20 protein-coding genes and 4 tRNA genes are annotated in these 22,547 nt (G+C 33.8%); 1 reads left to right on the plus strand and 23 read right to left on the minus strand.

Translation table 11 applies throughout. The annotated features are described in order from the left end of the window. Positions 1–3 precede the first annotated feature (3 nt). The 20 genes from NCCP28_RS16105 to NCCP28_RS16200 all read right to left on the minus strand — a co-directional run bounded on the left by NCCP28_RS16105 (position 4) and on the right by NCCP28_RS16200 (position 17,704). A complete protein-coding gene (locus tag NCCP28_RS16105) occupies positions 4–792 on the minus strand; it encodes an MBL fold metallo-hydrolase (RefSeq protein WP_248562445.1) in 789 nt (262 codons plus the stop codon). A gap of 6 nt (positions 793–798) precedes the next feature. Continuing rightward, the gene (locus NCCP28_RS16110; RefSeq protein ID WP_248562446.1) at positions 799–1,599 is read right to left on the minus strand and encodes a two-component system regulatory protein YycI; all 801 of its coding nucleotides are present in this window, start codon (positions 1,597–1,599) and stop codon (positions 799–801) included. Further along, positions 1,586–2,920 (minus strand): YycH family regulatory protein, encoded by a 1,335-nt coding sequence (locus tag NCCP28_RS16115; RefSeq protein ID WP_248562447.1) that lies wholly within the window; start codon positions 2,918–2,920, stop codon positions 1,586–1,588. Before NCCP28_RS16115 ends, NCCP28_RS16110 begins: the two co-directional genes overlap by 14 nt. After that, the gene (gene walK / locus NCCP28_RS16120; protein WP_248562486.1) at positions 2,917–4,758 is read right to left on the minus strand and encodes a cell wall metabolism sensor histidine kinase WalK; all 1,842 of its coding nucleotides are present in this window, start codon (positions 4,756–4,758) and stop codon (positions 2,917–2,919) included. The genes NCCP28_RS16115 and walK overlap by 4 nt, the downstream gene beginning before the upstream one ends. 9 nt (positions 4,759–4,767) lie before the next feature. Next, entirely contained in the window at positions 4,768–5,478 is a 711-nt protein-coding gene (yycF, locus tag NCCP28_RS16125; RefSeq protein ID WP_248562448.1) for a response regulator YycF, read from the minus strand. 656 nt (positions 5,479–6,134) lie between these two features. Then, positions 6,135–6,207: transfer RNA gene (locus tag NCCP28_RS16130), tRNA-Phe, on the minus strand. A gap of 182 nt (positions 6,208–6,389) precedes the next feature. Further along, positions 6,390–6,466, minus strand: a tRNA-Asp gene (locus NCCP28_RS16135). Positions 6,467–6,485: 19 nt separating this feature from the next. Beyond that, positions 6,486–6,557, minus strand: a tRNA-Glu gene (locus NCCP28_RS16140). Between the two features lie 12 nt (positions 6,558–6,569). Further along, a tRNA-Lys gene (locus NCCP28_RS16145) sits at positions 6,570–6,645 on the minus strand. Positions 6,646–6,793: 148 nt separating this feature from the next. Continuing rightward, a complete protein-coding gene (locus NCCP28_RS16150) occupies positions 6,794–8,086 on the minus strand; it encodes an adenylosuccinate synthase (RefSeq protein WP_248562449.1) in 1,293 nt (430 codons plus the stop codon). Between the two features lie 269 nt (positions 8,087–8,355). Beyond that, a complete protein-coding gene (gene dnaB / locus NCCP28_RS16155) occupies positions 8,356–9,720 on the minus strand; it encodes a replicative DNA helicase (RefSeq protein ID WP_248562450.1) in 1,365 nt (454 codons plus the stop codon). A 187-nt stretch (positions 9,721–9,907) separates the two neighbouring features. After that, complete coding sequence (rplI, locus tag NCCP28_RS16160) at positions 9,908–10,357, minus strand: 50S ribosomal protein L9 (protein WP_248562451.1); 450 nt, start codon at positions 10,355–10,357, stop codon at positions 9,908–9,910. Beyond that, positions 10,354–12,327: a DHH family phosphoesterase gene (locus tag NCCP28_RS16165; protein ID WP_248562452.1), complete on the minus strand. Its 1,974-nt coding sequence runs from the start codon at positions 12,325–12,327 to the stop codon at positions 10,354–10,356. Before NCCP28_RS16165 ends, rplI begins: the two co-directional genes overlap by 4 nt. Before the next feature lie 42 nt (positions 12,328–12,369). Continuing rightward, entirely contained in the window at positions 12,370–13,311 is a 942-nt protein-coding gene (locus NCCP28_RS16170) for a YybS family protein (protein ID WP_248562453.1), read from the minus strand. 520 nt (positions 13,312–13,831) lie between these two features. Further along, a complete protein-coding gene (rpsR, locus tag NCCP28_RS16175) occupies positions 13,832–14,068 on the minus strand; it encodes a 30S ribosomal protein S18 (RefSeq protein WP_248562487.1) in 237 nt (78 codons plus the stop codon). A gap of 45 nt (positions 14,069–14,113) precedes the next feature. Further along, positions 14,114–14,629, minus strand: coding sequence for a single-stranded DNA-binding protein (gene ssb / locus NCCP28_RS16180; protein WP_248562454.1), 516 nt, complete (start codon positions 14,627–14,629; stop codon positions 14,114–14,116). A gap of 60 nt (positions 14,630–14,689) precedes the next feature. After that, positions 14,690–14,980 (minus strand): 30S ribosomal protein S6, encoded by a 291-nt coding sequence (rpsF, locus tag NCCP28_RS16185; RefSeq protein WP_248562455.1) that lies wholly within the window; start codon positions 14,978–14,980, stop codon positions 14,690–14,692. A 329-nt stretch (positions 14,981–15,309) separates the two neighbouring features. Then, positions 15,310–16,410, minus strand: coding sequence for a redox-regulated ATPase YchF (gene ychF / locus NCCP28_RS16190; RefSeq protein WP_248562456.1), 1,101 nt, complete (start codon positions 16,408–16,410; stop codon positions 15,310–15,312). A 217-nt stretch (positions 16,411–16,627) separates the two neighbouring features. After that, entirely contained in the window at positions 16,628–16,825 is a 198-nt protein-coding gene (locus NCCP28_RS16195; RefSeq protein WP_248562457.1) for a DUF951 domain-containing protein, read from the minus strand. Between the two features lie 18 nt (positions 16,826–16,843). After that, positions 16,844–17,704: a mechanosensitive ion channel family protein gene (locus tag NCCP28_RS16200; RefSeq protein ID WP_248562458.1), complete on the minus strand. Its 861-nt coding sequence runs from the start codon at positions 17,702–17,704 to the stop codon at positions 16,844–16,846. Positions 17,705–18,102: 398 nt separating this feature from the next. Here NCCP28_RS16200 and yyaC point away from each other — a divergent pair, with 398 nt between their 5' ends. Continuing rightward, positions 18,103–18,720: a spore protease YyaC gene (yyaC, locus tag NCCP28_RS16205; protein WP_248562459.1), complete on the plus strand. Its 618-nt coding sequence runs from the start codon at positions 18,103–18,105 to the stop codon at positions 18,718–18,720. 317 nt (positions 18,721–19,037) lie between these two features. On the opposite strand, the gene NCCP28_RS16210 is transcribed toward yyaC, so the two are convergent. From NCCP28_RS16210 to noc, 3 genes are all read right to left on the minus strand, one after another. Continuing rightward, entirely contained in the window at positions 19,038–19,898 is an 861-nt protein-coding gene (locus NCCP28_RS16210; protein WP_248562460.1) for a ParB/RepB/Spo0J family partition protein, read from the minus strand. Beyond that, positions 19,891–20,652 (minus strand): ParA family protein, encoded by a 762-nt coding sequence (locus NCCP28_RS16215; protein ID WP_101176655.1) that lies wholly within the window; start codon positions 20,650–20,652, stop codon positions 19,891–19,893. Before NCCP28_RS16215 ends, NCCP28_RS16210 begins: the two co-directional genes overlap by 8 nt. A gap of 758 nt (positions 20,653–21,410) precedes the next feature. Next, on the minus strand, positions 21,411–22,298 hold the full coding sequence (gene noc, locus NCCP28_RS16220) for a nucleoid occlusion protein (RefSeq protein ID WP_248562461.1): 888 nt from the start codon (positions 22,296–22,298) through the stop codon (positions 21,411–21,413). Positions 22,299–22,547: the final 249 nt, after the last annotated feature.

The following is a 22,547-nucleotide window of genomic DNA, read 5'->3' on the forward strand; positions in this document are numbered from 1 at the left end:
TAATTAAATAGTTGTTAAAATTGTTGGTATTTTTGGATCCGTATCTTTTAAGCTTACTTGTTCATTAAGCATAATGCCTTTGTTTTCTAAAGTTTGCGCAACAGACATTCTTGCCAGTTCTTTCATATTATTGTCCTGGCTTAAATGGGCTAAATATATATGTTTGGTACGGTCGCCGATCACTTCACTCATAGCAATTGCAGCATCTTCATTTGAAACATGGCCTACATCGCTTAGTATTCTTCTCTTAGTATTCCAAGGGTACCTGCCCATCCTAAGCATTTGCACATCATGATTGCTTTCAAATACATAAGAATCAGCATTGCTTATTATACCTTTCATTCGATCGCTGACATAACCTGTATCTGTAATCAATACAAGCTTTTTATCGCCTTCATGGAAGACATAAAACATTGGCTCTGCCGCATCATGAGAAACGCCAAAAGACTCGATGGATAAATTCCCAAACGTTTTTACTGTTTCCATATCAAAATGAAACTTTTGCTCTAAGGGAATTTCCCCAATATGTGAGCTCATAGCATTCCAGGTTTTTTCATTTGCATAAATAGGCAATTTATATTTGCGGGCAATAATTCCGACCCCTTTAATATGGTCGCTGTGCTCATGGGTTACTAAAATGCCAGTGAGCTTATTCATTTTCCGGCCAACTTGCTCAAACAATGCTTCCATTTGTTTTCCGCTTAATCCTGCATCAACCAAAAATGAATATTCCTCACTTTCTATATAAATGGCATTGCCAGTACTCCCGCTTGCGAGAACACTAAACTGCATTTTTTCTCACTCCAATTTAATCTGCTCACTTTTTGTTTTTATTATCTGATTATCTAACGCATTTACAAATAAATTTTCCCCATTATCTAATAGAATGGACCAAGTTGGCGAAAGCACCTGCGTTGTAGAATACTGCTGGGAGTAATAACCTAATTCTACCTTTTTTATCTTGCTGTCATTATCAATATAGCTATTTGTAAACAGTGTATAAATAGCATCTAATGGCCGACTAATATTTTCTTCTTCTTCAATTTCTTTAATATTTTCAAGAAATGTCTGTTCATAGGAAACTATTTTATTTTCTTCATTTAAATAAAAAGTCAATTTTCCATTTAAATTTTGATAAAAGGTTTTGCCATTATATTGCTGATAGTAGGTAATTGTCTTATCTTTTTTTTCCCAGAAACGATATTGATTGCCATTTAATATATGACCCTCTATATATGCCGTTAAATCTGTTTCCTTAAATGGTTGTCCTATGCTTATCGGCTTTTCTAAAATAGACTGGAGAATATTGCTGTCAATGATAGTAACCTCTTGCCCCTTTAAAAGGCCCTTTTCCCATTTTGTTAATTCTTCTTTACTAAAGGTTTTAGATTTTGCCGACAAATATTGATCCTTTGCATTCTTAGGCAGATCTTTTGGATATGTTATGCCATATGATGATAATATCTTTTCAGCTGAAGGGCCTTGTTTGTACTCAAATTGTTGAGATGACTCTTTAAGCCGCATGTATTCATAGACCAAATAAATATCAAGGATTAAAAAGGCAAGAATAAATATTGTCTTAATCTTATTCCAATCCATTATTCTTGCCTCCTATATGTGAGGTTTCTATCTGATACCATTTTTCATCGTATTCATAGAACCAGCTCGGCTGCAATCTTACAATACTTTGCGAGTCTACCTGCATATCATAGCCCATTACAATATCCTGTATTTTTTCCATCTCAATATTTTTTTGTTCTTTTAAATATTCAAGCACTTTTTGTCCAGACATTAATGTAGTAGTGGTGGTATCAAAATCTGTCCCAAAGGTACTAAGATTGCTTGTAATAAATGTTTTTACATCATTATTTTCCCACACTATCTGAATATCCGATATTTTATGCTCCATATCAAATATTGGAAATCCTGCTGAATTATATAGGCGAAAAGTTGTTTTATCGTAATTATCATTTTTGTCTACATATCTATACTCATATTTATATTGGTTTGTCCATCCTCCATGCTGGTTTACAAATTCAATGCTCTTTTGAATCATTTTATTTTTCTCTGTACCATCTGTAAGTATCTCAGATGGTTTTAGAAAAGAAACAACATGGGTATCTTTATCGATTCTTAAAAGTCCAGTATCATCTGTGTATTCTTCTCGATTGGCAATAATGTTTTTCTGCACTAGACTAGGATCACTAAATAATGCTCTTTTTAGCTTGGCAGAATCGATAGTTTTATATAAATAATTATACTTTTTCATGCTACCATCATTTTTTGGTAGATAAATCAAATTATTTTTTGTCAAATTATGACTAAAATATGTTGTATAAATAGATCCTTCCATTGCTGCATGATTAGTAAAATCTTTAAAAGAATCAATAAATGATGCAGAAACATTGCTTTCATATACTTTTCCATTATTTCTAGAAATAAAATACACCAATCCCTCTTTATCTTTAGAAATATCATAGGAAATTAAAATAGTATCAAAATCAAAATTATTGCTTTCTGTACTATTCAGCAAGGTTTTATACAAATAAAATGGAACATCGCCTGGAAATCTTATTTCCATACTATGGTCCTGTTTCTGAATAAAAGAAGAAATATTTTTTATTTCCGGGGAAATATTTTTAATATTGTTATAGTCCCATTTTTTTAAGGTATTAATCACATCACTTATTTCCATACTATCCATTGTTCCATAATGCTGGCCATTTAAGTGTTGATAAATTCGGTCTGGCTTAACTACCTCGCCAATTTCTTTGCTTTTTCCAAACATTTCTGGCTCAACTGTTGGAATTTTTTTTAATGTTTCATAATTACCTTGATGTGTCCATAAAATATAGTATAAAAAAATACTTACTAATACAAGAATGGCTAATATAACTGTTTTTATTTTTTCATAAGTCATACCCAATCATCATCCTCTTCTGATTGAATATAAGGAAGAGTAAAAGATACTTTTGTTCCTTTCCCTTCTTTACTCGTTGCCCAAATTTTCCCTCCATGTGCTTCTACCATCTCTTTTGCAATAGCAAGTCCCAATCCGGTGCCCCCAAGCTTGCGTGTACGTGCCTTATCAACACGATAGAAGCGATCAAACACCTTTTCTAAGTTTTCTTTTGGAATACCAACGCCATTATCAGAAATACTGACAATAATCTGTTTCTCCTGTTCCTTTAAAGAGAATGTGATTTTTCCGCCTTCAGGAGAATATTTTAATGCATTCGAAATAATGTTATCCATTACTTGTGTTAATTTATCTTCATCTACTTCCACAAAAGCAGCATGCTTTGGCAATTTACGCTCAAATATAACATTCTGCTCTTTAGTCAACTCAAAGCGATCAATAATGCGATTATAGAAAACAATAAAATCTACTAACTCTTTATCCAATTTAATGTCTCTATTGTCTAGTTTTGATAATTGAAGCAAATCATTCACTAAACGAATCATTCTTTCTGTTTCATTTTGTGTCACTTCTAAAAATTTAGGAGCAAGCTCATCATCTTGCCATGCGCCTTCCGCTAATGCCTCTACATAACTTCTCATAGTTGTAAGAGGAGTGCGCAACTCATGTGAAACATTCGCTACAAATTCTTTGCGTTCCATATCGATTTTCTCCTGCTCCGTTATATCATGAAGGACAGTTATAAGACCATTTACAAATCCTGTTTCTTTTTGAATGACCGAAAAGTTTGCTCTTAATACATATGGTTCATAATTTGTACTATAATCGAGAATAACCGACTCTCTCTCTTCAAGAAGTTCTTCAAATGTATATTTTCCTTTTAACCCTAAAAGATTGATGATAGATTCTGATAAGACTGTTTCACGTGAAACATCCAGCATTTTTGCTGCCGGTTCATTAATAAGTATAATGCGCCCTCTTCTATCTGTTGCAATTACTCCATCTGTCATATATGAAAGGACAGAAGACAGCTTCCTTCGTTCGCTTTCTGTTGTTGCCTGTGATTCTTGCAGTTTTTTTGTTAAATTATTAAATGTAATCGCTAATTGACCAATTTCATCAAAACCATATACTTTTACTTTTCTTGAGAAATTCCCCTTTGACAAAGCAAAAGCATGTTTTTGCATATCAGAAATAGGCCTTGTTATCGTTCTTGCCAGCAGCACTCCTAAAACAGCTGTTACTACTAATGTAATAAGTGTACCCTTTTGGAAGATTTGATTTATTTCATCCATCTGCTTATAAACATTCTCAATTTTTCCAACCAGATAGATAGCTCCTATTGATTCTCCCCCTTGAGGTCTAATAGGAGCTATTAAAACATAAATTCGATTCCCTGTTTTTGGATCGATGGAATAATCTTCTACAGGTGCTGAAGAATTCACTAACGTCCTTCTCACTACATTATCGACCATTTTCTGTCCTACCAAGTTTTGGTTTTCAGGGTCTGATGTACCAATAATAATAGAGTTACTGTCAATCACTCTAATTTCCTGAATAATATTTGAGTTATTATCCTCGCTCAAAAGCCTTTTTACATCCTCTTCTAACGTAGAATCCCCATTTTCAATCGAACGTTCCTTTGTTAGCTGTTCTTCTAAATAGATAGATAAGATATTTACCTTATCTTGAATAGATGTTTCAAAGTTATCTTTTAATGTTCGCTGCAGTGTTTGCACAAAGTAAACACCAATGATTTGAATGGAGATAAGAATAAGCAGTACAATAATCAGCACTAACTTTAAATGAATAGATCGAAAGAAACTAACTTTTTTCATCAATTATGATTACTCCTGTTCAGGGTTTCTTAAATAGTAACCAACACCTCTTCTTGTTACAATCCATGTTGGATGACTAGGATTATCCTCTATTTTTTCTCTTAATCTTCTTACCGTTACATCTACTGTACGAACATCCCCATAATAATCATATCCCCATACTGTTTGCAGCAAGTGCTCCCTTGTCATAACCTGCCCAATATGTTTTGCGAGATAATGAAGCAATTCAAATTCCCTATGCGTCAATTCAATCATTTCACCACGTTTCGATACAATATATGCATCTGGATGAATCGTTAATGAGCCTATTTCAATCTCATTTGTTTCATTCTCCTCTTCCACTGCCGAAGGAGTCTGTTGATGTCTACGTAAATTAGCTTTTACACGTGCAATTAATTCTCTTGTGCTAAAAGGTTTTGTTACATAATCATCTGCTCCAAGCTCAAGACCAAGCACTTTATCTATTTCTGAATCCTTTGCTGTTAGCATAATAATTGGCATTTCATATTTTTTTCTAATTTCTCGGCAAACTTCCATACCATCTCGCTGCGGAAGCATGATATCAAGAAGCACTAAATCAGGTTGTATTTCTTCCACCTTTTCTAAGGCTGCATTTCCATCATAAGCGCAATGGACTTCAAAACCTTCCTTTTTTAAGTTGAATTGTAGTATATCTGCAATTGGCTTCTCATCATCAACAACAAGTATTTTCTTATTCAAACCAGTTGTCCCCCTTAAGTCAGAGTATCTATAGTAGTATGTGTATTATTTGCGTCTTCTACTTCTAATTTACCATTTTATAAGAATATATTCACTTTTTATACCTTTCCAATAAAAACGAATGATTAAAAAACCCTCAAATAGAGGGTTTTTTAATCATTAATTTGCTTGAATTAGGCCAGCTCACATTGTAGGCAACAATTTTTTTACTAGTCCAAAGAATATATAGTAGAACCAAAATGCAGAGAATAACCTAAATAATGAGCAAGTTAGAGTATATACGTAAATCTACCATTAAATCTAAAGACACTCTTTATCTTTTTGTTCTAGCTTTATTTTTATCTAATTTAAATAGGAGATATTTAGGAACTCCTAAATATCCTTCTTCACTCTATCATATATTTCTGCCTATGGAATGAACATCTTTATTTTGTAATCAAATTGTAAATTGCAGTAAGGAAAAAATAAAAAAGCTCCTCGTCTATTCATGATAAAAACTGTCTTCCTTTTAAATAAAGTACAACTAACAATCGAATGTTTACTGCCCACCTAAATTTCTTATTTCCTTTTCTGAACCCAAAGCAGGAAAATAAGCCCTTTAATGCGACAAAAAGAAAAAACGGTTACGAATAAAATTCATAACCGTTTTTTTAGAGTGGCTCAGGACGGAATCGAACCGCCGACACAAGGATTTTCAGTCCTTTGCTCTACCGACTGAGCTACTGAGCCATAATATTATCTGCTTTTTTATTCTATTATCTTACTTTTATCTATTTTTTATTTATGTATTAAGATAATAAAATTAATTTTATTAAGTCTTAGATTACGACTATGGCTATCTTAACATCCAGTCGTATATACAGATAAAAAAATATATATGTAAAATATGCTAATCGCATATAGAAAAAATATGGCGGTCCGGACGGGACTCGAACCCGCGACCTCCTGCGTGACAGGCAGGCATTCTAACCAACTGAACTACCGGACCAAAAAGTATATTTTAAAAATGACCCATACGGGATTCGAACCCGTGTTACCGCCGTGAAAGGGCGGTGTCTTAACCGCTTGACCAATGGGCCATTATAAGGAAATGGTGAGCCATGGAGGATTCGAACCTCCGACCCTCTGATTAAAAGTCAGATGCTCTACCAACTGAGCTAATGGCTCTTATTAAAAGTTTTTCATATCATTTGCGACGCTTTTTATATTATCACAGTTTCAATTTAAAAAGCAATACTTTTTACAAAAAAAATTAAAATAATTTCAAATGCCTAAATAAAGCAGAAAGTATACTCAATTTAGGCATTTCTTTAAATTAGTTTTGTCTCCAAGGACTATGAATTACATTTGTTTGTTTACGATCTGGACCTACAGAGAAAATAGAAAGTGGAATACCAGTGAGTTGGGATACTCTTTCTAAATAATGTCTTGCATTTGCTGGAAGTTCACTTAATGATTTGCAACCAGTAATATCCTCTGTCCAACCTGGAAGTTCCTCATATACAGGCTCGCATTCAGCTAAAGTTTTTAGACTTGCTGGGAATTCTTCCATAGTTGTTCCTTTGTATTTATAAGCTACACAAATTTTTAAAGTTTCAATTCCTGTTAATACATCAATAGAATTTAATGAAAGGTCTGTGATGCCACTAACACGGCGTGCATGACGTACTACGACGCTATCAAACCAGCCTACGCGTCTAGGTCTTCCAGTCGTAGTTCCGTATTCGCGTCCTACTTCGCGAATTTGATGGCCAATTTCATTATCTAGTTCTGTAGGGAATGGACCATCACCAACTCTAGTTGTATAAGCTTTTGATACACCTACAACATGCTTGATTTTAGATGGGCCTACACCGCTGCCGATCGTCACTCCACCAGCAACTGGGTTAGAAGAGGTAACAAATGGATATGTACCTTGGTCAATATCCAGCATAACGCCTTGTGCACCTTCAAAAAGAACACGGCGTCCATCATCTAAAGCATCATTTAATACTACAGATGTATCACAAACATAATGTTTAATTTGCTGACCATAATCATAATATTCATCCAGAATATCTTCTATTTTAAATCCATCTGTCTCATAGATGCGTTCTAGTAAACGATTTTTTTCTTCTAAGTTGCGTGCTAGTTTTTCTTCAAATGCTTCTTTATCCAATAAATCAGCCATACGAATGCCAATACGAGCAGCCTTATCCATATATGCAGGGCCAATTCCCTTTTTTGTTGTACCAATTTTATTATCGCCCTTGCTGTTTTCTTCTACTTCATCTAATTTCAAATGATATGGAAGAATAACATGTGCACGATTGCTGATTCTAAGGTTGTCTGTAGTCACACCTCGATCATGCAAATATTTTAATTCTGTTATAAGTGCTTTAGGATCAACAACCATTCCATTGCCTATAACAGAGACTTTATCACTATAAAAAATCCCTGAAGGAATTAAGTGCAATTTATACGTTTCGCCATTAAACTTAATAGTATGTCCCGCATTATTTCCGCCTTGGTAACGTGCAATTACTTCAGCATTTTCAGATAAAAAATCTGTAATCTTTCCTTTTCCTTCGTCTCCCCATTGTGTTCCAACCACCACTACTGATGACATATCCTTGAGCACCTCCAAAGGTTACTGTACATTTTTTATATTATTAATCAATCAAACATTCCTATTTTATCAATTTAATGTAGTAAAAGTCAATAAAACACGAACAATGAAAATAAATAATATATTTTATGTTCGTGAAACATTATTAAACTAGTAAAAACTACAGTGTATCGCTTTTATTAATAGAAAAAAAGGGGGACTGTAAGCAAAATAATCAACTTACGGCCCCCTCCAACTTCTATTCTTATTGTTGTATATTGCTGTCGCTCTTATGCACCAGGCGGCATTCCAGAATCATCAAAACGCCGCTCTAAATTCACAAATTTATTGTACTCTTTTACAAAAGCGAGCTGTACTGTTCCTGTTGGACCATTACGTTGTTTGGCAATAATTATTTCAATAATATTTTTGCTTTCTGACTCTTTGTCATAATAATCATCACGGTATAAGAACGCTACAATATCCGCATCCTGCTCAATACTTCCTGATTCACGAATATCAGACATCATTGGCCGTTTATCTTGACGCTGTTCCACGCCACGGGAAAGCTGAGAAAGAGCAATAACAGGAACTTGCAATTCTCTGGCTAATGCTTTTAATGAACGAGAAATTTCAGAAACTTCCTGTTGTCTATTTTCGCCAGATCTTCCGCTTCCCAGGATCAATTGCAGATAATCGATTAAAATCATCCCAAGCCCATGCTCTTGTTTTAAACGACGGCATTTAGAGCGAATATCTGTAATTTTAACACCAGGTGTATCATCAATAAAAATACCTGCATTGGATAAGCTTCCCATTGCCATGGTAAGCTTGCCCCAATCTTCATCTGTTAATGAACCTGTACGAAGACGTTGCGCATCAATATTGCCTTCTGCACAAAGCATACGCATGACAAGCTGCTCAGCTCCCATCTCTAGACTGAATATCGCTACATTTTCTTGTGTTTTCACTGCAACATTTTGTGCAATATTCAAAGCAAATGCTGTTTTACCAACAGAGGGACGTGCTCCAACAATGATTAAATCATTGCGCTGAAATCCAGCAGTCATTTTATCCAATTCCTCAAACCCTGTGGCAATTCCTGTTATATCTCCGCTTCGATTGTGCATTTCTTCGATATTATCATAGGTGCGCACTAATACATCTTTAATGTTATGAAAGGCACCCGCATTTTTTCTTTGTGCAACTTCCAAAATGCTTTTTTCTGCTTCACTAAGCAATACTTCTACTTCATCTTCACGTGTAAATCCATCTTGAGCTATATCTGTTGCTGTTCGAATTAATCGGCGAAGCAATGATTTTTCTTCTACAATTTTTGCATAGTATTCTATATTGGCAGCAGTAGGGACAGACCCCGCAAGCTCACTTAAATAGCTGACACCGCCTGTATCTTCTAAGTTATTGCCTGCTGCTAATTCTTCCGTTACTGTAATCAAGTCAACAGCTTTTCCTTGGTCGCTTAATTTCAGCATTACAGAATAGATGCGTTGATGTGCACCACGGTAAAAATCCTCTGGAATAAGAATTTCTGATGCTAACGTTAAACTTTGCGGCTCAAGAAAAATTGCCCCAAGAACAGCCTGCTCTGCTTCAATATTTTGTGGCGGGACTCTATCTGTCATCATTTCACTCATCTAGAAACCTCCTTTTAAGTAGGGAAAGGTTCATTATTATTCATCTATGATACATTTAATAAATTGTTATTTTAAAAGAATGATAGTTATAAAATGAAATAAAAAAATGTGATCAGCTAGAACTGTATCACATTTTATCGGACTTATCCTATTTTAACATTTTTTTTTATAAATGGAACTTCCAATATTAGCTTAATTCTTTTACATGTACATTTAGTGTTGCTGTTACTTCTTGATGAAGCTTTACCGGAACTTTTGTATAACCTAATGAACGTATTGCATCATTCATTTCAATTTTGCGTTTATCTATTTTAATTTGATGCTTTTTATTTAGCTCTTCTGCAATTTGTTTACTTGTAATAGAGCCAAACAATCTGCCGCCTTCTCCAGACTTGGCATTCAGCTCCACAGTAATTTTTTCTATTACTTCTTTTAGTTTTTTTGCTTCATTTAGCTCCTCAATTGCTTGTTTTTCTTCTTTTTTCTTTTGTGCATTTAATGTGCTGACTGCACTCGTATTTGCTTCCACAGCCAAACCTTGTTTCAAAAGGAAATTATTAGCATATCCATCTGCTACATTTTTCACTTCCCCTTTTTTTCCTTTACCTTTAACATCTTTTAGAAAAATTACTTTCATTCTTTATTTCTCCCTTCAAAATATTCATCAATAGCATTTTGCAGCCTTATATTCACTTCTTTAATGGATGCATTAGCAATCTGTGTCGCAGCATTTGTTAGATGGCCTCCACCTTCTAGGCTTTCCATAATCAGCTGGACATTTATATCACCAAGGGAACGGGCGCTTATGCTGATGATCCCCTCACTTCTATGGGAAATGACAAAACTTGCTATAACTCCATCCATTGTTAAAAGTGTATCAGCAGTTTGGGCAATTAGCACGCCATCATAAATATCATTATTTATTGCTGAGGCTATAGCAATACCAGGCTTATAAAATTTTACATTTTCAATTAATTTTGCTCTTTTTACATAACTATCAATGTCTTCTTTTAAAAATTTTTGTACAAGTACAGTATCTGCACCTTGACCACGGAGATAAGAAGCTGCATCAAACGTTCTTGCACCTGTTCGCAGCGTGAAACTTTTGGTATCTACAATAATGCCTGCAAGCAATGCTGTTGCCTCTAACATCTCAATTTTAACATTTTTCGGCTGATATTCTAGTAATTCAGTAACAAGTTCAGCAGTAGAGGATGCATATGGTTCCATATAAACAAGTAATGGATTCTCCACAAATTCTTCTGCTCTTCTATGATGATCGATTACAACAACATCTTCAATTTTCTGAAGCAGTCTGTCATCAATTACAAGAGAAGGTTTATGCGTATCTACAATCACTAACAAAGTATCTTCTGTTGCCATCTCTAAAGCCTGATCTGGTGTAATAAATCTTTCAAATAAATTCCCTTGTTTTTTTATTTCATCAACCAATCTTCTTACACCAGTATCTATTTCTTGAAAATTAACAACAATATATCCCTCTTTTTGATTCATTTGTGCCACTTTCTGAATCCCTATAGAAGCCCCTATTGCATCCATATCGGGATTTTTGTGTCCCATAATGATTACCTTATCACTTTCAAGAATCAGCTCTTTTAAGGCATGTGAAATTACTCTCGCTCTAACTCTTGTTCTTTTTTCAACTGGATTTGTTTTCCCGCCATAGAATTTCACCTTACCATTTGTTTGTTTAATGGCAACTTGGTCTCCTCCTCGCCCTAATGCCAAGTCAAGACTAGACTGAGCAATTGTTCCAAGTTCTGGTAATGAGGAAACCCCTGAACCGACCCCGACGCTTAGTGTAAGGGAGACATTTTGTTTAGATGTCAATTCTCTTACTTCATCCAAAATGGTAAACTTTCCTTTTTCTAATTGCTGAAGAATATGTTCATTAAATATAGCTATAAATCGATCAGAAGAAATTCTTTTTAGCAGGACGCCGCTATCTGTTGCCCATTTATTTAAAAGAGACGTCACACTATTGTTTAAACTGCTTCTTGTCTGGTCATCCATGCCTTGGGTTAGATCATCATAATTATCTAAGAATATAATAGCTATAGCTGTCCGTTCATCTTCGTACAGCTTCTCTATCTCCGTTTGTTCTGTTACATCAAAAAAGTATAGAAGCCTTTCTTCTCTTTTATGAATCACTCGAAATTTCCGTTCATGCAATGTAATAATTTCCGTCTCTACTTCTTGTTTGATTAATGGTATGACTGATGATGCTACATCATATAATGACCTTCCAACTAACGTATCCTCTGTAAAGCATGAAGCTAAAAAGGGATTTGTCCACTCAATATAATACTCATCATTAATCAGCATTATCCCTATTGGCATTTCCATCAGCGCTTCTTCTCCAACCTTTTTTACTCGATAAGAAAGAGTCGTTATATACTTTTCTGTTTCTTTTCTATTTTTGATATCTATCCTTAAAATGAGATAAAAAGGAATAAAGGAAAATAGCAGGCCTAATAGAGAAAAGATCCAATTATAATAGGAGAGGAGACCAAGAAGGATCATCGTAATTCCCATTAAGCCAATTAACGGATATCTAATAGACCCTTTTTCTAAAAACGTAGGCAATTTCTTCAACTCCTAATATTGTCTGTTTTAATATCTATACCCTTAATCAGTTGCTTTTCTAAAGAATTCTCTCCAATTTGTCCCTATATCAATTACTCCTAACACCCTAAGCAAAAAAGAAAAGGTTGGATTAATTAACATGAAAATAGTTAATACAATAGCAATTCCCTTTGGCAATTTATATTGAAAGAAAATAAAAAAGAGAAAAGATATACCTTGTACCATAATCAACAGCTGCAGTATGTAAAAAGCATTAAGAAATACCGTATAGGCAAGTGTATCTTTTTCTATTGAAACAAATGATAATATAATTAATCCAAGAAAAATCCATAAAATAACACGGGGCAATCTCCACATTCTAATTGGCTGCCACGGCTCTGCCTTTATCCCAAATCTTTTGATAATAGGAATAGCAATAGCCTGTATAATAAATATATTTACAATAGATCCTATAATAGCTATGGTTGGAATCATTTTTTTCATTAATTCTACCGCAACTTGGAATTGATCCAAAGTTTCTTCTCCCTTTTTTGGATCTATTGCTTTAATTATTGGCTTGCTTTGTTCTAATCCTTCTTCCATCACTTTAAATAACTCTTTTATGTAATCTATTTGCAGGAAAAATACAGATATCCAATAAGAAAGCGCAATAGTGATAAAAAATGAAAAGGAGGCTACTAACAACAGCTGAACCCGGCTTTTTTTCCTAATGATGTAATCGCCAAGAACTAATCCTGTGATTCCATACATGAAAGTCAATGGCAGTGCATGTAACGACCCGACTATAAATGAAATGAAAATAGCTGCTATAAAAAATAGACCGCTTGCTTTTCTGTCAAACCTTCCACGAAATAAAATAAATGGAAGCACTAAAAAAAAGGTAGTTACATTATTGAGAATTGGTATATAGAGTGTAATTAATAAAAAAACAGCATAAATAGCTAAAAGTACAGCACCTTCTGTAATTATTCTTGTTTTTCTCATTTCCACCTTCCCCTCTGTATATAAACATTCTACTATCTAATTACAACTCGTTCAATCATTCCTTTCTTATAGAATAATAAAGAATTACTATTATTGATTTTTTTTTAGGCTTTACCTCTAGAACTTGATGTTCCATAAGGTTTTATGTAGTTTTGGGAGATATATTCTTCAAATATGCCTTAGCTAATGATTGATGCCTAATAAAGTTATATTAATTTTAATAATTACTTATATCTGTTCCCTATATTCTTAAATATTATGAGGAATTGCGGCATCCATTATGACATAGTTTTTAAAGAAGATTTCAAGTGATGAGTTACTATGGAAAAATAAGAAGATTATGGTCATTGCAATGCCAAACAATAAAGTGAAACTTCAATCAGGCTTTTATAGGCAAGTTTCTCCCCACCTAGATTTCCCGTTTTCTCTTACACGGGGACAAAAGCCCGTTAATGCGTGATAAACTTTAAGATCCAATATAAAAAAGCACTCATTATTAAAATGAGTGCTTTAATCTTTATTATTCACCAGTTACGTAAGGTAGTAAAGCCATAGTACGTGAACGTTTAATAGCAATCGTTAATTTACGTTGATATTTAGCGCTTGTACCAGTTACACGACGAGGTAAAATTTTACCGCGTTCTGAGATGAATTTTTTAAGAAGATCTACATCTTTGTAGTCGATGTGCGAAATGCCGTTAGCTGTGAAAAAACAAACTTTACGACGTTTTGCACGTCCGCCTCTGCGTGCTCCCATTGCCATGTGATTTCCCTCCTTTTTTATTAAAATGTTTAGTTCTATTTAGAATGGCAAGTCATCATCTGAAATATCGATCTGGCCGCTATTTGCAAATGGGTCTTCATCCATTCTCGTATAGTCCTGATTGCTGCGATTATTTTGAGGTCGCTGATTCTGATAATTATTAGACCCAAAAGGATTATCTTGTTCTCTTGGAGCACCATAATTCGTGTTGTCATTTCTATTGTTGCCAGAACTATTTCTAGGTTCAAGAAATTGAACACTTTCAGCTAGAATTTCTGTTACATAAACTCGTTTTCCATCTTGTCCTTCATAACTGCGTGTTTGAATTCTTCCATCTACTCCTGCTAAACTTCCTTTTTTCAAGAAATTAGCAACATTTTCAGCTGGTTTTCTCCAAATAACACAATTAATGAAATCTGCTTCTCTTTCTCCTTGCTGATTCGTAAAGGTACGATTCACTGCCAGTGTAAAAGATGCTACAGCAACCCCATTCGGTGTATAACGCAATTCCGGATCTTTTGTCAAACGGCCAACAAGAACGACACGATTCATCATCAGTATCAACTCCCTTCTAGTCAAATATGTTTCACGTGAAACACAATAAATTTATATTAATTATTTAGCTTCATCTTTAACAACAATGTGGCGAATGATATCTTCGCTGATCTTTGCTAAACGAGAAAATTCTTCAACTGCTACTGGTGTAGCGTTAACTTTTACTAATTGGTAGTAACCATCGCGGAAATCATTGATTTCGTATGCAAGGCGACGTTTACCCCACTCTTTTGCTTCAGCTAGTTCCGCACCATTTTCAGTAAGAATACCATTAAAACGCTCAACTAGAGCCTTTTTAGCTTCATCTTCAATGTTTGGACGGATGATGTACATAATTTCGTACTTTTTCATCTCTTTCACCTCCTTTTGGTCTAAACGGCCCAATTTGGGCAAGGAGCAATTAACATTACTCACAAGATTAGATTATAGCATAGAAAAGTATAATTAGCAATGAAGCAGTCAAATAAAATAAATACATATTAAAAAATGAATTTATTTCTTTAAAATGCTTAATCGTATATAACAGCTAAAATTGCAACTTTAATGTTCCCTTGAACTAGAGATAGATCCATCATACGTTTATTTTTATACTAGTTCATATTTTATAAAAAAGCAGCTAAACATCTTTAGCATCCTTATCATGATAAGGATGCTAAAGAGAGTTTTATCTTATTTGAATATTAAACATTAAAGCGGAAGTGAATAATATCTCCATCTTTTACGATGTACTCTTTCCCTTCCAGTCTTACTTTTCCAGCCTCTTTTGCTGCTACCATATTTCCGCTAGCTAATAAATCATCATAAGATACTGTTTCAGCACGAATGAATCCTCTTTCAAAATCAGAGTGGATAATTCCAGCACATTGAGGAGCCTTCATTCCTTGAACAAAAGTCCATGCACGAACTTCTTGTACCCCTGCTGTGAAATAAGTAGCTAATCCAAGCAGATGATATGCAGCACGAATCAATTGATCTAATCCTGATTCTTCAATTCCTAATTCTTGAAGAAACATTTCTTTTTCTTCCCCTTCAAGCTCTGCAATTTCTTCTTCAATTTTTGCACAAATAACAATAACTTCAGCATTTTCATTTGCCGCAAATTCTTTTACACGTTTTACATACTCATTATTTTCAGCATCAGAAATTTCGTCTTCCCCAACATTTGCTACATATAACACTGGTTTAATTGTTAATAAATGTAAACTTCTAGCTAATTTCGCTTGTTCTTCTGTAAATTCTACTGCCCTTGCAGGTTTTTCTTCCTCAAATGCTGCTTTTAGCATTTCTAAAATTTCTAACTCTGCCATTGCATCTTTATCTTTTTGTTTCGCCATTTTACCAACACGGCCAATTCTTTTTTCAACAGATTCTAAGTCTGCCAGAATTAGCTCTAAATTTATTGTTTCTATATCCGAAATAGGGTCTACTTTTCCTGATACATGGGTAATATTATCATCTGCGAAGCAACGAACAACTTGGCAAATTGCATCTACTTCTCGAATATGGGATAAAAATTTATTCCCTAATCCTTCCCCTTTACTCGCGCCTTTAACAATACCCGCAATATCTGTAAACTCAAAAGTTGTTGGCACTGTTTTTTTTGGTTGAACCAATTCAGTTAATTTTGTTAAACGTTGATCTGGAACTTCCACAATTCCAACATTTGGATCTATTGTACAAAACGGGTAGTTTGCTGATTCAGCACCCGCTTGTGTAATTGCATTAAACAATGTTGATTTTCCAACATTAGGTAATCCTACTATTCCAGCAGTTAATGCCATATTGTCACTCTCCTATATAAACCTTTTAATTTACGTACAGTAAAAGTATTAAGTTATTGTTTCTAAACCTCTAACAATTATAGTTTTATCTACAAAAAAAGACAAGTAGCCATCCTAATGCGGCAATTTGCATAAAAAAGGCAAACAGAAATAAAGTTTTTCCACTTTATTTCTGTTTGCCTGAAGTATATTACCATGATTTAGAATTGCTTAAAAATTACTCATCGTGTTTCACAAGAATTTTTTTCATTTTCCTTGCAAAATCCCTTCTTGGTATTAAAACACTATGGCCGCATCCTTCACATTTAATTCTTATATCCATGCCCATTCGAATGACTTTCCAACGATTTGTCCCACATGGGTGTGCCTTTTTCATTTCTACTACATCATTTATTGAAAATTCTTTCGGCTCCATATTTCCTCCTATTGGTTATTATTCAGGTTTAGAATACATCACTAATTTCGGGTATGGACTTTCTATTCCATTTTCATCTAAAACATTTTTTATTTCTTTTCTTAATATTCTTGCTATATAATGCTGTTGCATAGGCAATGTCTCTGCCACCACTCTAATTACTACTTCAGCAGCCAAGATATCTTGAACCCCTAATAATTCAGGTGGACCAACCATTTCTTCATATTGTTCCGGCATTTTTGCAATAAGCTCCTGAATAACTTGTTCTGCCCGATTAATATCACCTTGATAGGCTATACTAACATCGACTACCGCACGACTATTATTAAGGGAGAAATTTGTTACCTCTATTATACTACCATTTGGTATAATATTAATTTCTCCAGTATAGCTTTTTATCTTTGTTGTTCGCAGTCCTATTTCTTCTACTACCCCTTCAAATGCACCAATCCGAACAAAATCGCCAACTGAAAATTGATCTTCAAAAATAATAAAAAATCCGGTAATAATATCTTTTACTAAACTTTGAGCTCCAAAACCTACAGCTAATCCAACGATACCAGCACCAGCTAATAATGCTTTAACATCAATGCCAAAAATAGATAAAAGTGTCATTGCTGCGATAAAATAAATAACATACGTAATCGCATTTTCTAATAATTTTACTAAAGTAGCTTCGCGTCTTTCAGATATGCGCAATGCTGCATGAGGTCTCACTTTAAATATATTATTAATCGCTAATTTTCCTATTTTAATTAAAACAGTGCTAACTACTAATATAACAACTATTTTTAAAGAAGTCTGACCTAAATTGATCCACATATCTTGATTTGTTAATGTATCTACACTTTCCGTAACTTGCTCTTCAACTGAATCCACTTTTTCACATCCTTTGTACCATTATATCATTAGAGTATACGAATAAAATTATCCCCTAATTATTTCTATCGAGTCTTTTTCTAACAGTTAGTCTACCACACTGCCAGAACTTTTTTATAAAACAATTTCATTTTATCAGTTTATTTCTCATCTTTGTAGTAATTTAATAAACTAATCCTTACCTCTATACTCGCTTGTAACATTCCCAGCCTTTTCCCCTGTTTAAAAATTATTATTATTGTGTATGTATAGATTACATAATATTTCCGTATACTGTTATTACTATGAATATTAAAAAATCATTTTTTTACCAATTAATAGGAGTCACTCGCTGTTATTGTTTCCCATCCGCATATCGAACTTTTTATAATGCTTACTGAGATAAAGGAGTTGATTTAATGACCATATATTCCTCTCTATTTGAAAAAAGGGACCTGCCGACAAGAATCATGTATGATGAACAGCTTGCTTCTTATAGAATAGCAGATTCTTTAGCGAATTTTTTGCCTTCTGTCCATTCTAATCATTCCATTGTTTTTATTTGTATTGGTACGGATCGATCTACAGGCGACTCACTAGGTCCACTTATTGGAACCTTGCTAAATGAAAAGAATATCGCTCCATTTAGTGTATATGGAACTTTAGATGATCCTATACATGCCCTTAACTTAGAAGAAAGATTAGAAGAAATAAAAGCTTCTCATGAAAATCCATTTATTATTGGAATAGATGCTTGTCTAGGGAGAATGAAAAGTGTTGGCGCCATTCAAATAGGAGAGGGTCCAGTTAAACCTGGAAGTGGGGTAAATAAAGAACTTCCTCCTGTAGGTAATATTCATATTACAGGCATTGTGAATGTCAGTGGATTCATGGAATTTTTAGTATTGCAAAATACTAGATTAAGTTTAGTGTTAAATATGGCGAAAATAGTTTCAAAGGGTATCTATCATACTAGTTTGCGTTATATGCACACTACAGAAATAAAGGATTACACCTTAAAAGAACGCCCTATGTAAAAGATTAAATACTTGCTTATCTTCAGAAAAAAAAGAAACCATATTATTTCAGGTTTCTTTTTTGCCTATTATTCCTCTATTACTTACAGCAAAATAAGCATCTTTTTCTTTGGCTTTTTACTCAAAGTTTGTTGTTTTTAAAAGAAAAAAACAGGGGAAGTAAATCTCGAGTGGCCCGCATACACGGAGACTCCTGTGGGAATGCTAGAAAAACAAGACCCTACAGGAGCAAAAAAACAAAGCGGATCGGCGCTAGTGAAGTGTATGCAGACTAATGATTTTAAAAGCCACAATCTATACGAAAACAGCCTTTTCTTTCAATCATTCTCTAAGGAAAATAGCTGCAATAGTCTTTCCAAATCATCCTCTGAGAAGAACTCTATCTCAATTTTCCCTTTATTTTTTGATTGTTTAATATGAACGGTAGTTCCAAATCTTTCTCGTAAATAAGATTCTTGTTCCTTTATAAAAACATTTTTTATTTCCTTTTTTTCCTCTTTTGTTTCACGTGGAACATTATCATTTAATCTTTGAATCATCTGTTCCAATTGGCGAACATTTATCCCATCATTAATGATTTTATTTACAAGCAGTGGCAGATTATCTTTATTTTTTAAACCTAACAAAGTTCTTCCATGCCCCATAGATATTTTCCCATCGCTCATAAGATCTTGAATTTCAACTGGTAATGTTAATAATCGTACATGGTTGGCGATATGGGGTCTGCTTTTTCCTAATCTTTTTGCTAATTCTTCCTGAGTAAGTTTTAGTTTTTTCATTAACAATTGATAGGCGCTAGCTTCTTCGATAGGTGTTAAATCTTCTCGTTGCAAATTTTCCAGTATCGCTAATTCCATCATTTGCTGTTCTGACAATTCACGTACAATAGCAGGAATAGCATGAAGATTAGCCTCTTTAGCTGCACGAAATCTTCGCTCACCTACAACAATTTCATATCCTTTAATGCTTTTGCGAACAATGATTGGCTGTAGAATACCATGCTCTAATATAGAATTCTTTAATTCTTCAATTGCCTCTTTCTCAAAAACTTGCCTAGGCTGATAAGGGTTTGGTCGAAGTTCTTTTATGCTCAACTCTTTTATAACTTCTTCCTTTTCTAGTTCTACCTTTTCCATTGAAAAAAAAGCATCAAGGCCCTTCCCTAGTCCTTTAGCCACTTGTTACCACTTCCTTTGCCAAATCTAAATAAACTTCAGCACCACGTGATTTTGGATCATAAATGATGATAGGTTCGCCATGGCTAGGAGCTTCACTTAATCTAATATTTCTCGGGATAATTGTTTTATATACTTTATCACGGAAATATTTTTTTACTTCTTCAATAACTTGCAGCCCTAAGTTTGTTCTTGCATCTAGCATAGTTAATAATACACCTTCAATTGCAAGTTCATGATTTAAGTGTTTTTGAACTAATCGAACCGTATTTAAAAGCTGGCTTAATCCTTCTAAAGCATAATATTCACATTGTACAGGTATCAATACAGCATCTGAAGCTGTAAGAGCATTAATTGTTAATAGCCCTAATGAAGGAGGACAATCAATTAAAATATAATCATATCTGTCTTTTATTTTTTCTAATGCTCTTTTCAATCTTATTTCTCTTGAGATAGTGGAGACTAACTCAATTTCAGCACCAGCAAGTTGAATAGTAGAAGGAATGACGTGTAAGTTCTCTACGTTTGTATTTTTCAATACTTTTTCTACATCTAAGTCATCCACCAAAACATCATAGATACAATAATCTACATCTGCTTTTTCAATTCCAACTCCACTAGTTGCATTTCCTTGTGGGTCAATATCTACCAATAGAACATTTTTTCCGATATATGCTAAACAAGAGCCAAGATTGACTGAGGTAGTCGTTTTCCCAACGCCCCCTTTTTGATTAGCAACTGTAATTATTTTTCCCATGCTGTCACCTACCTTTATTACCTGAAATCAAAATTATACAAGCATTCTAGCTAATAATAATCAAAGCTCTTTAAAAATTATGTCTAAGTAAGTCTATGCAAAGCTTTTTTGAAACTTGGCCCCTTAAAAAGGGAGAATTATGCTGATTATCCAACGAACAATATCGTTAGCTTCTCGATTTATTTATACATTCAAGTGAAAAAACTGAATTTTCTAAGTCTATTATGTTATATTAGTAGAAAAATATAACGATAATATCATTCTGTATATTATTTTATCATGAAAACTTGTAAATATCGTCTTTTTTTCCCTGCATTATCTAATCTTAGTCAGAATGATAAAATAAAAGAAAAAAACCTTTCCTTTCATATCAAATTTTACTACATTTTTAGAAAAAAATGGTGTTTTTTAATTTAACTAATGAAAAAAAAAGAAGTTTTTTCATAAAGTGAAACTTCAATTAAACTTTTATCAGCAAGCTTCTCTCTACCTAGAGATTCATCATTTTCTTTTATCATCCCTTAGGTCGCCCATTATTAATGCTTGATAAATCTAAACCAATAGGAGCTGCCTATATAGAATATAAAAAGTTAAAAAAGCGAGTGCCATAACTAATAAAAGTTATACACTCGCTTTTTATATAAATAATATAGATAGGATAATTTTGTATTCATTACTTTCACGATTTCTTCAATTGCTGATAGAGAACCCCAAATTAGCACAGTTCTATAGAAAACCTTTTAAAAAGGCAAATGATCTTATTTCTTTTTTGGTATTTTTATAGTAAATTGATAAAAATCATCGAATTCTTCTTCCTCGGCATTAAGATTAATGCCACTATCTGAAACCATTGATAATGATTGGCGAATTGTGTTAACTGCAATCCGCATATCTTTACTGAAAGCTCTGCGTTTTGCTTTAGGCTTATTTTCCGTCTGCTCAAGCATTTTTACCACACGATCTTCTGTTTGCTTCACATTTAAGTTTTTTTCAATAATTTCCTGAAGGAGCTGCAACTGTTTCTCTTTTTCCTTTAAAGGAATCATAGAGCGGGCATGCCTTTCAGAAATTTGTTTATTTAAAAGAGCCGCTTGAATTTCTTCTGGAAGCTTTAATAATCTTAATTTATTAGCCACAGTGGATTGCCCTTTTCCAAGTCTTTGCGCAAGGGCTTCTTGAGTAAGATTATGAAGTTCTAATAATTTACCGTAAGCAATCGCTTCTTCTATAGGAGATAATTCTTCTCTTTGAAGATTTTCAATTAACGCAACAGAAGCTGTTTCTGTATCGCTCAAATTTTTAATGATAGCAGGAACTTCTTCCCACTCTAATTTTTTCATAGCACGCCATCTTCTTTCACCTGCTATGATTTCATATTTATCAGCTTCATATTCTCTGACAACAATTGGCTGAATAATGCCATGTGTATGGATAGTTCTTGATAATTCTTCAATTTTTTCGTCATCAAACACCGTTCTTGGCTGAAAACGGTTTGGAACAATCTGATGGATAGGAATTTTTTTTATTTCTTCCCTGCTTCCCATCATTTCCATCTCCTCACTAGCATCTTCTACTCCAATTTGCCTTGCAACTGTTTGATCTTCCTTTTCGCCTAGGCCAAAAAAGCGTGAGAAAGAAGGCTTCATCACCCTGCACCACCTTTACGAAACTCCCTATTACATATTCTCTAAAATGAATAGCATGTCCTGCAAAATATATTAATTATAATAAGAAACTTCTCGAATTTTCATAGAATTTGCCATTATATCTCTATTATATAGTAGTTAAGAAAAATGATATAGTCTAAATCTCATAGATTTAATTTGAAAAGTCGTTATTATTTCAATAATAAAATGGGTTGCAAAAAGAGCTAGTTCTATTTTTACATTTTTTTA

The organism is Niallia sp. NCCP-28 (assembly GCF_023168165.1).
In the GTDB taxonomy this organism is placed as follows: Bacteria; Bacillota; Bacilli; order Bacillales; family Cytobacillaceae; genus Niallia.

Bases quoted from the DNA above. Each gene is read 5' to 3' on its own strand.
- NCCP28_RS16110 (WP_248562446.1), bottom strand. From the start codon at position 1,599: ATGGATTGGAATAAGATTAAGACAATATTTATTCTTGCCTTTTTAATC.
- ychF (WP_248562456.1), bottom strand. From the start codon at position 16,410: ATGGCATTAACTGCTGGAATAGTAGGATTACCTAATGTTGGAAAATCA.
- yyaC (WP_248562459.1), top strand. From the start codon at position 18,103: ATGACCATATATTCCTCTCTATTTGAAAAAAGGGACCTGCCGACAAGA.
- rplI (WP_248562451.1), bottom strand. From the start codon at position 10,357: ATGAAAGTAATTTTTCTAAAAGATGTTAAAGGTAAAGGAAAAAAAGGG.
- NCCP28_RS16195 (WP_248562457.1), bottom strand. From the start codon at position 16,825: ATGGAGCCGAAAGAATTTTCAATAAATGATGTAGTAGAAATGAAAAAG.
- rpsR (WP_248562487.1), bottom strand. From the start codon at position 14,068: ATGGGAGCACGCAGAGGCGGACGTGCAAAACGTCGTAAAGTTTGTTTT.
- walK (WP_248562486.1), bottom strand. From the start codon at position 4,758: ATGAAAAAAGTTAGTTTCTTTCGATCTATTCATTTAAAGTTAGTGCTG.
- rpsF (WP_248562455.1), bottom strand. From the start codon at position 14,980: ATGAAAAAGTACGAAATTATGTACATCATCCGTCCAAACATTGAAGAT.
- NCCP28_RS16105 (WP_248562445.1), bottom strand. From the start codon at position 792: ATGCAGTTTAGTGTTCTCGCAAGCGGGAGTACTGGCAATGCCATTTAT.
- ssb (WP_248562454.1), bottom strand. From the start codon at position 14,629: ATGATGAATCGTGTCGTTCTTGTTGGCCGTTTGACAAAAGATCCGGAA.
- NCCP28_RS16215 (WP_101176655.1), bottom strand. From the start codon at position 20,652: ATGGGAAAAATAATTACAGTTGCTAATCAAAAAGGGGGCGTTGGGAAA.
- NCCP28_RS16170 (WP_248562453.1), bottom strand. From the start codon at position 13,311: ATGAGAAAAACAAGAATAATTACAGAAGGTGCTGTACTTTTAGCTATT.
- dnaB (WP_248562450.1), bottom strand. From the start codon at position 9,720: ATGAGTGAAATGATGACAGATAGAGTCCCGCCACAAAATATTGAAGCA.
- NCCP28_RS16115 (WP_248562447.1), bottom strand. From the start codon at position 2,920: ATGACTTATGAAAAAATAAAAACAGTTATATTAGCCATTCTTGTATTA.
- NCCP28_RS16150 (WP_248562449.1), bottom strand. From the start codon at position 8,086: ATGTCATCAGTAGTGGTGGTTGGAACACAATGGGGAGACGAAGGAAAA.
- noc (WP_248562461.1), bottom strand. From the start codon at position 22,298: ATGAAGCCTTCTTTCTCACGCTTTTTTGGCCTAGGCGAAAAGGAAGAT.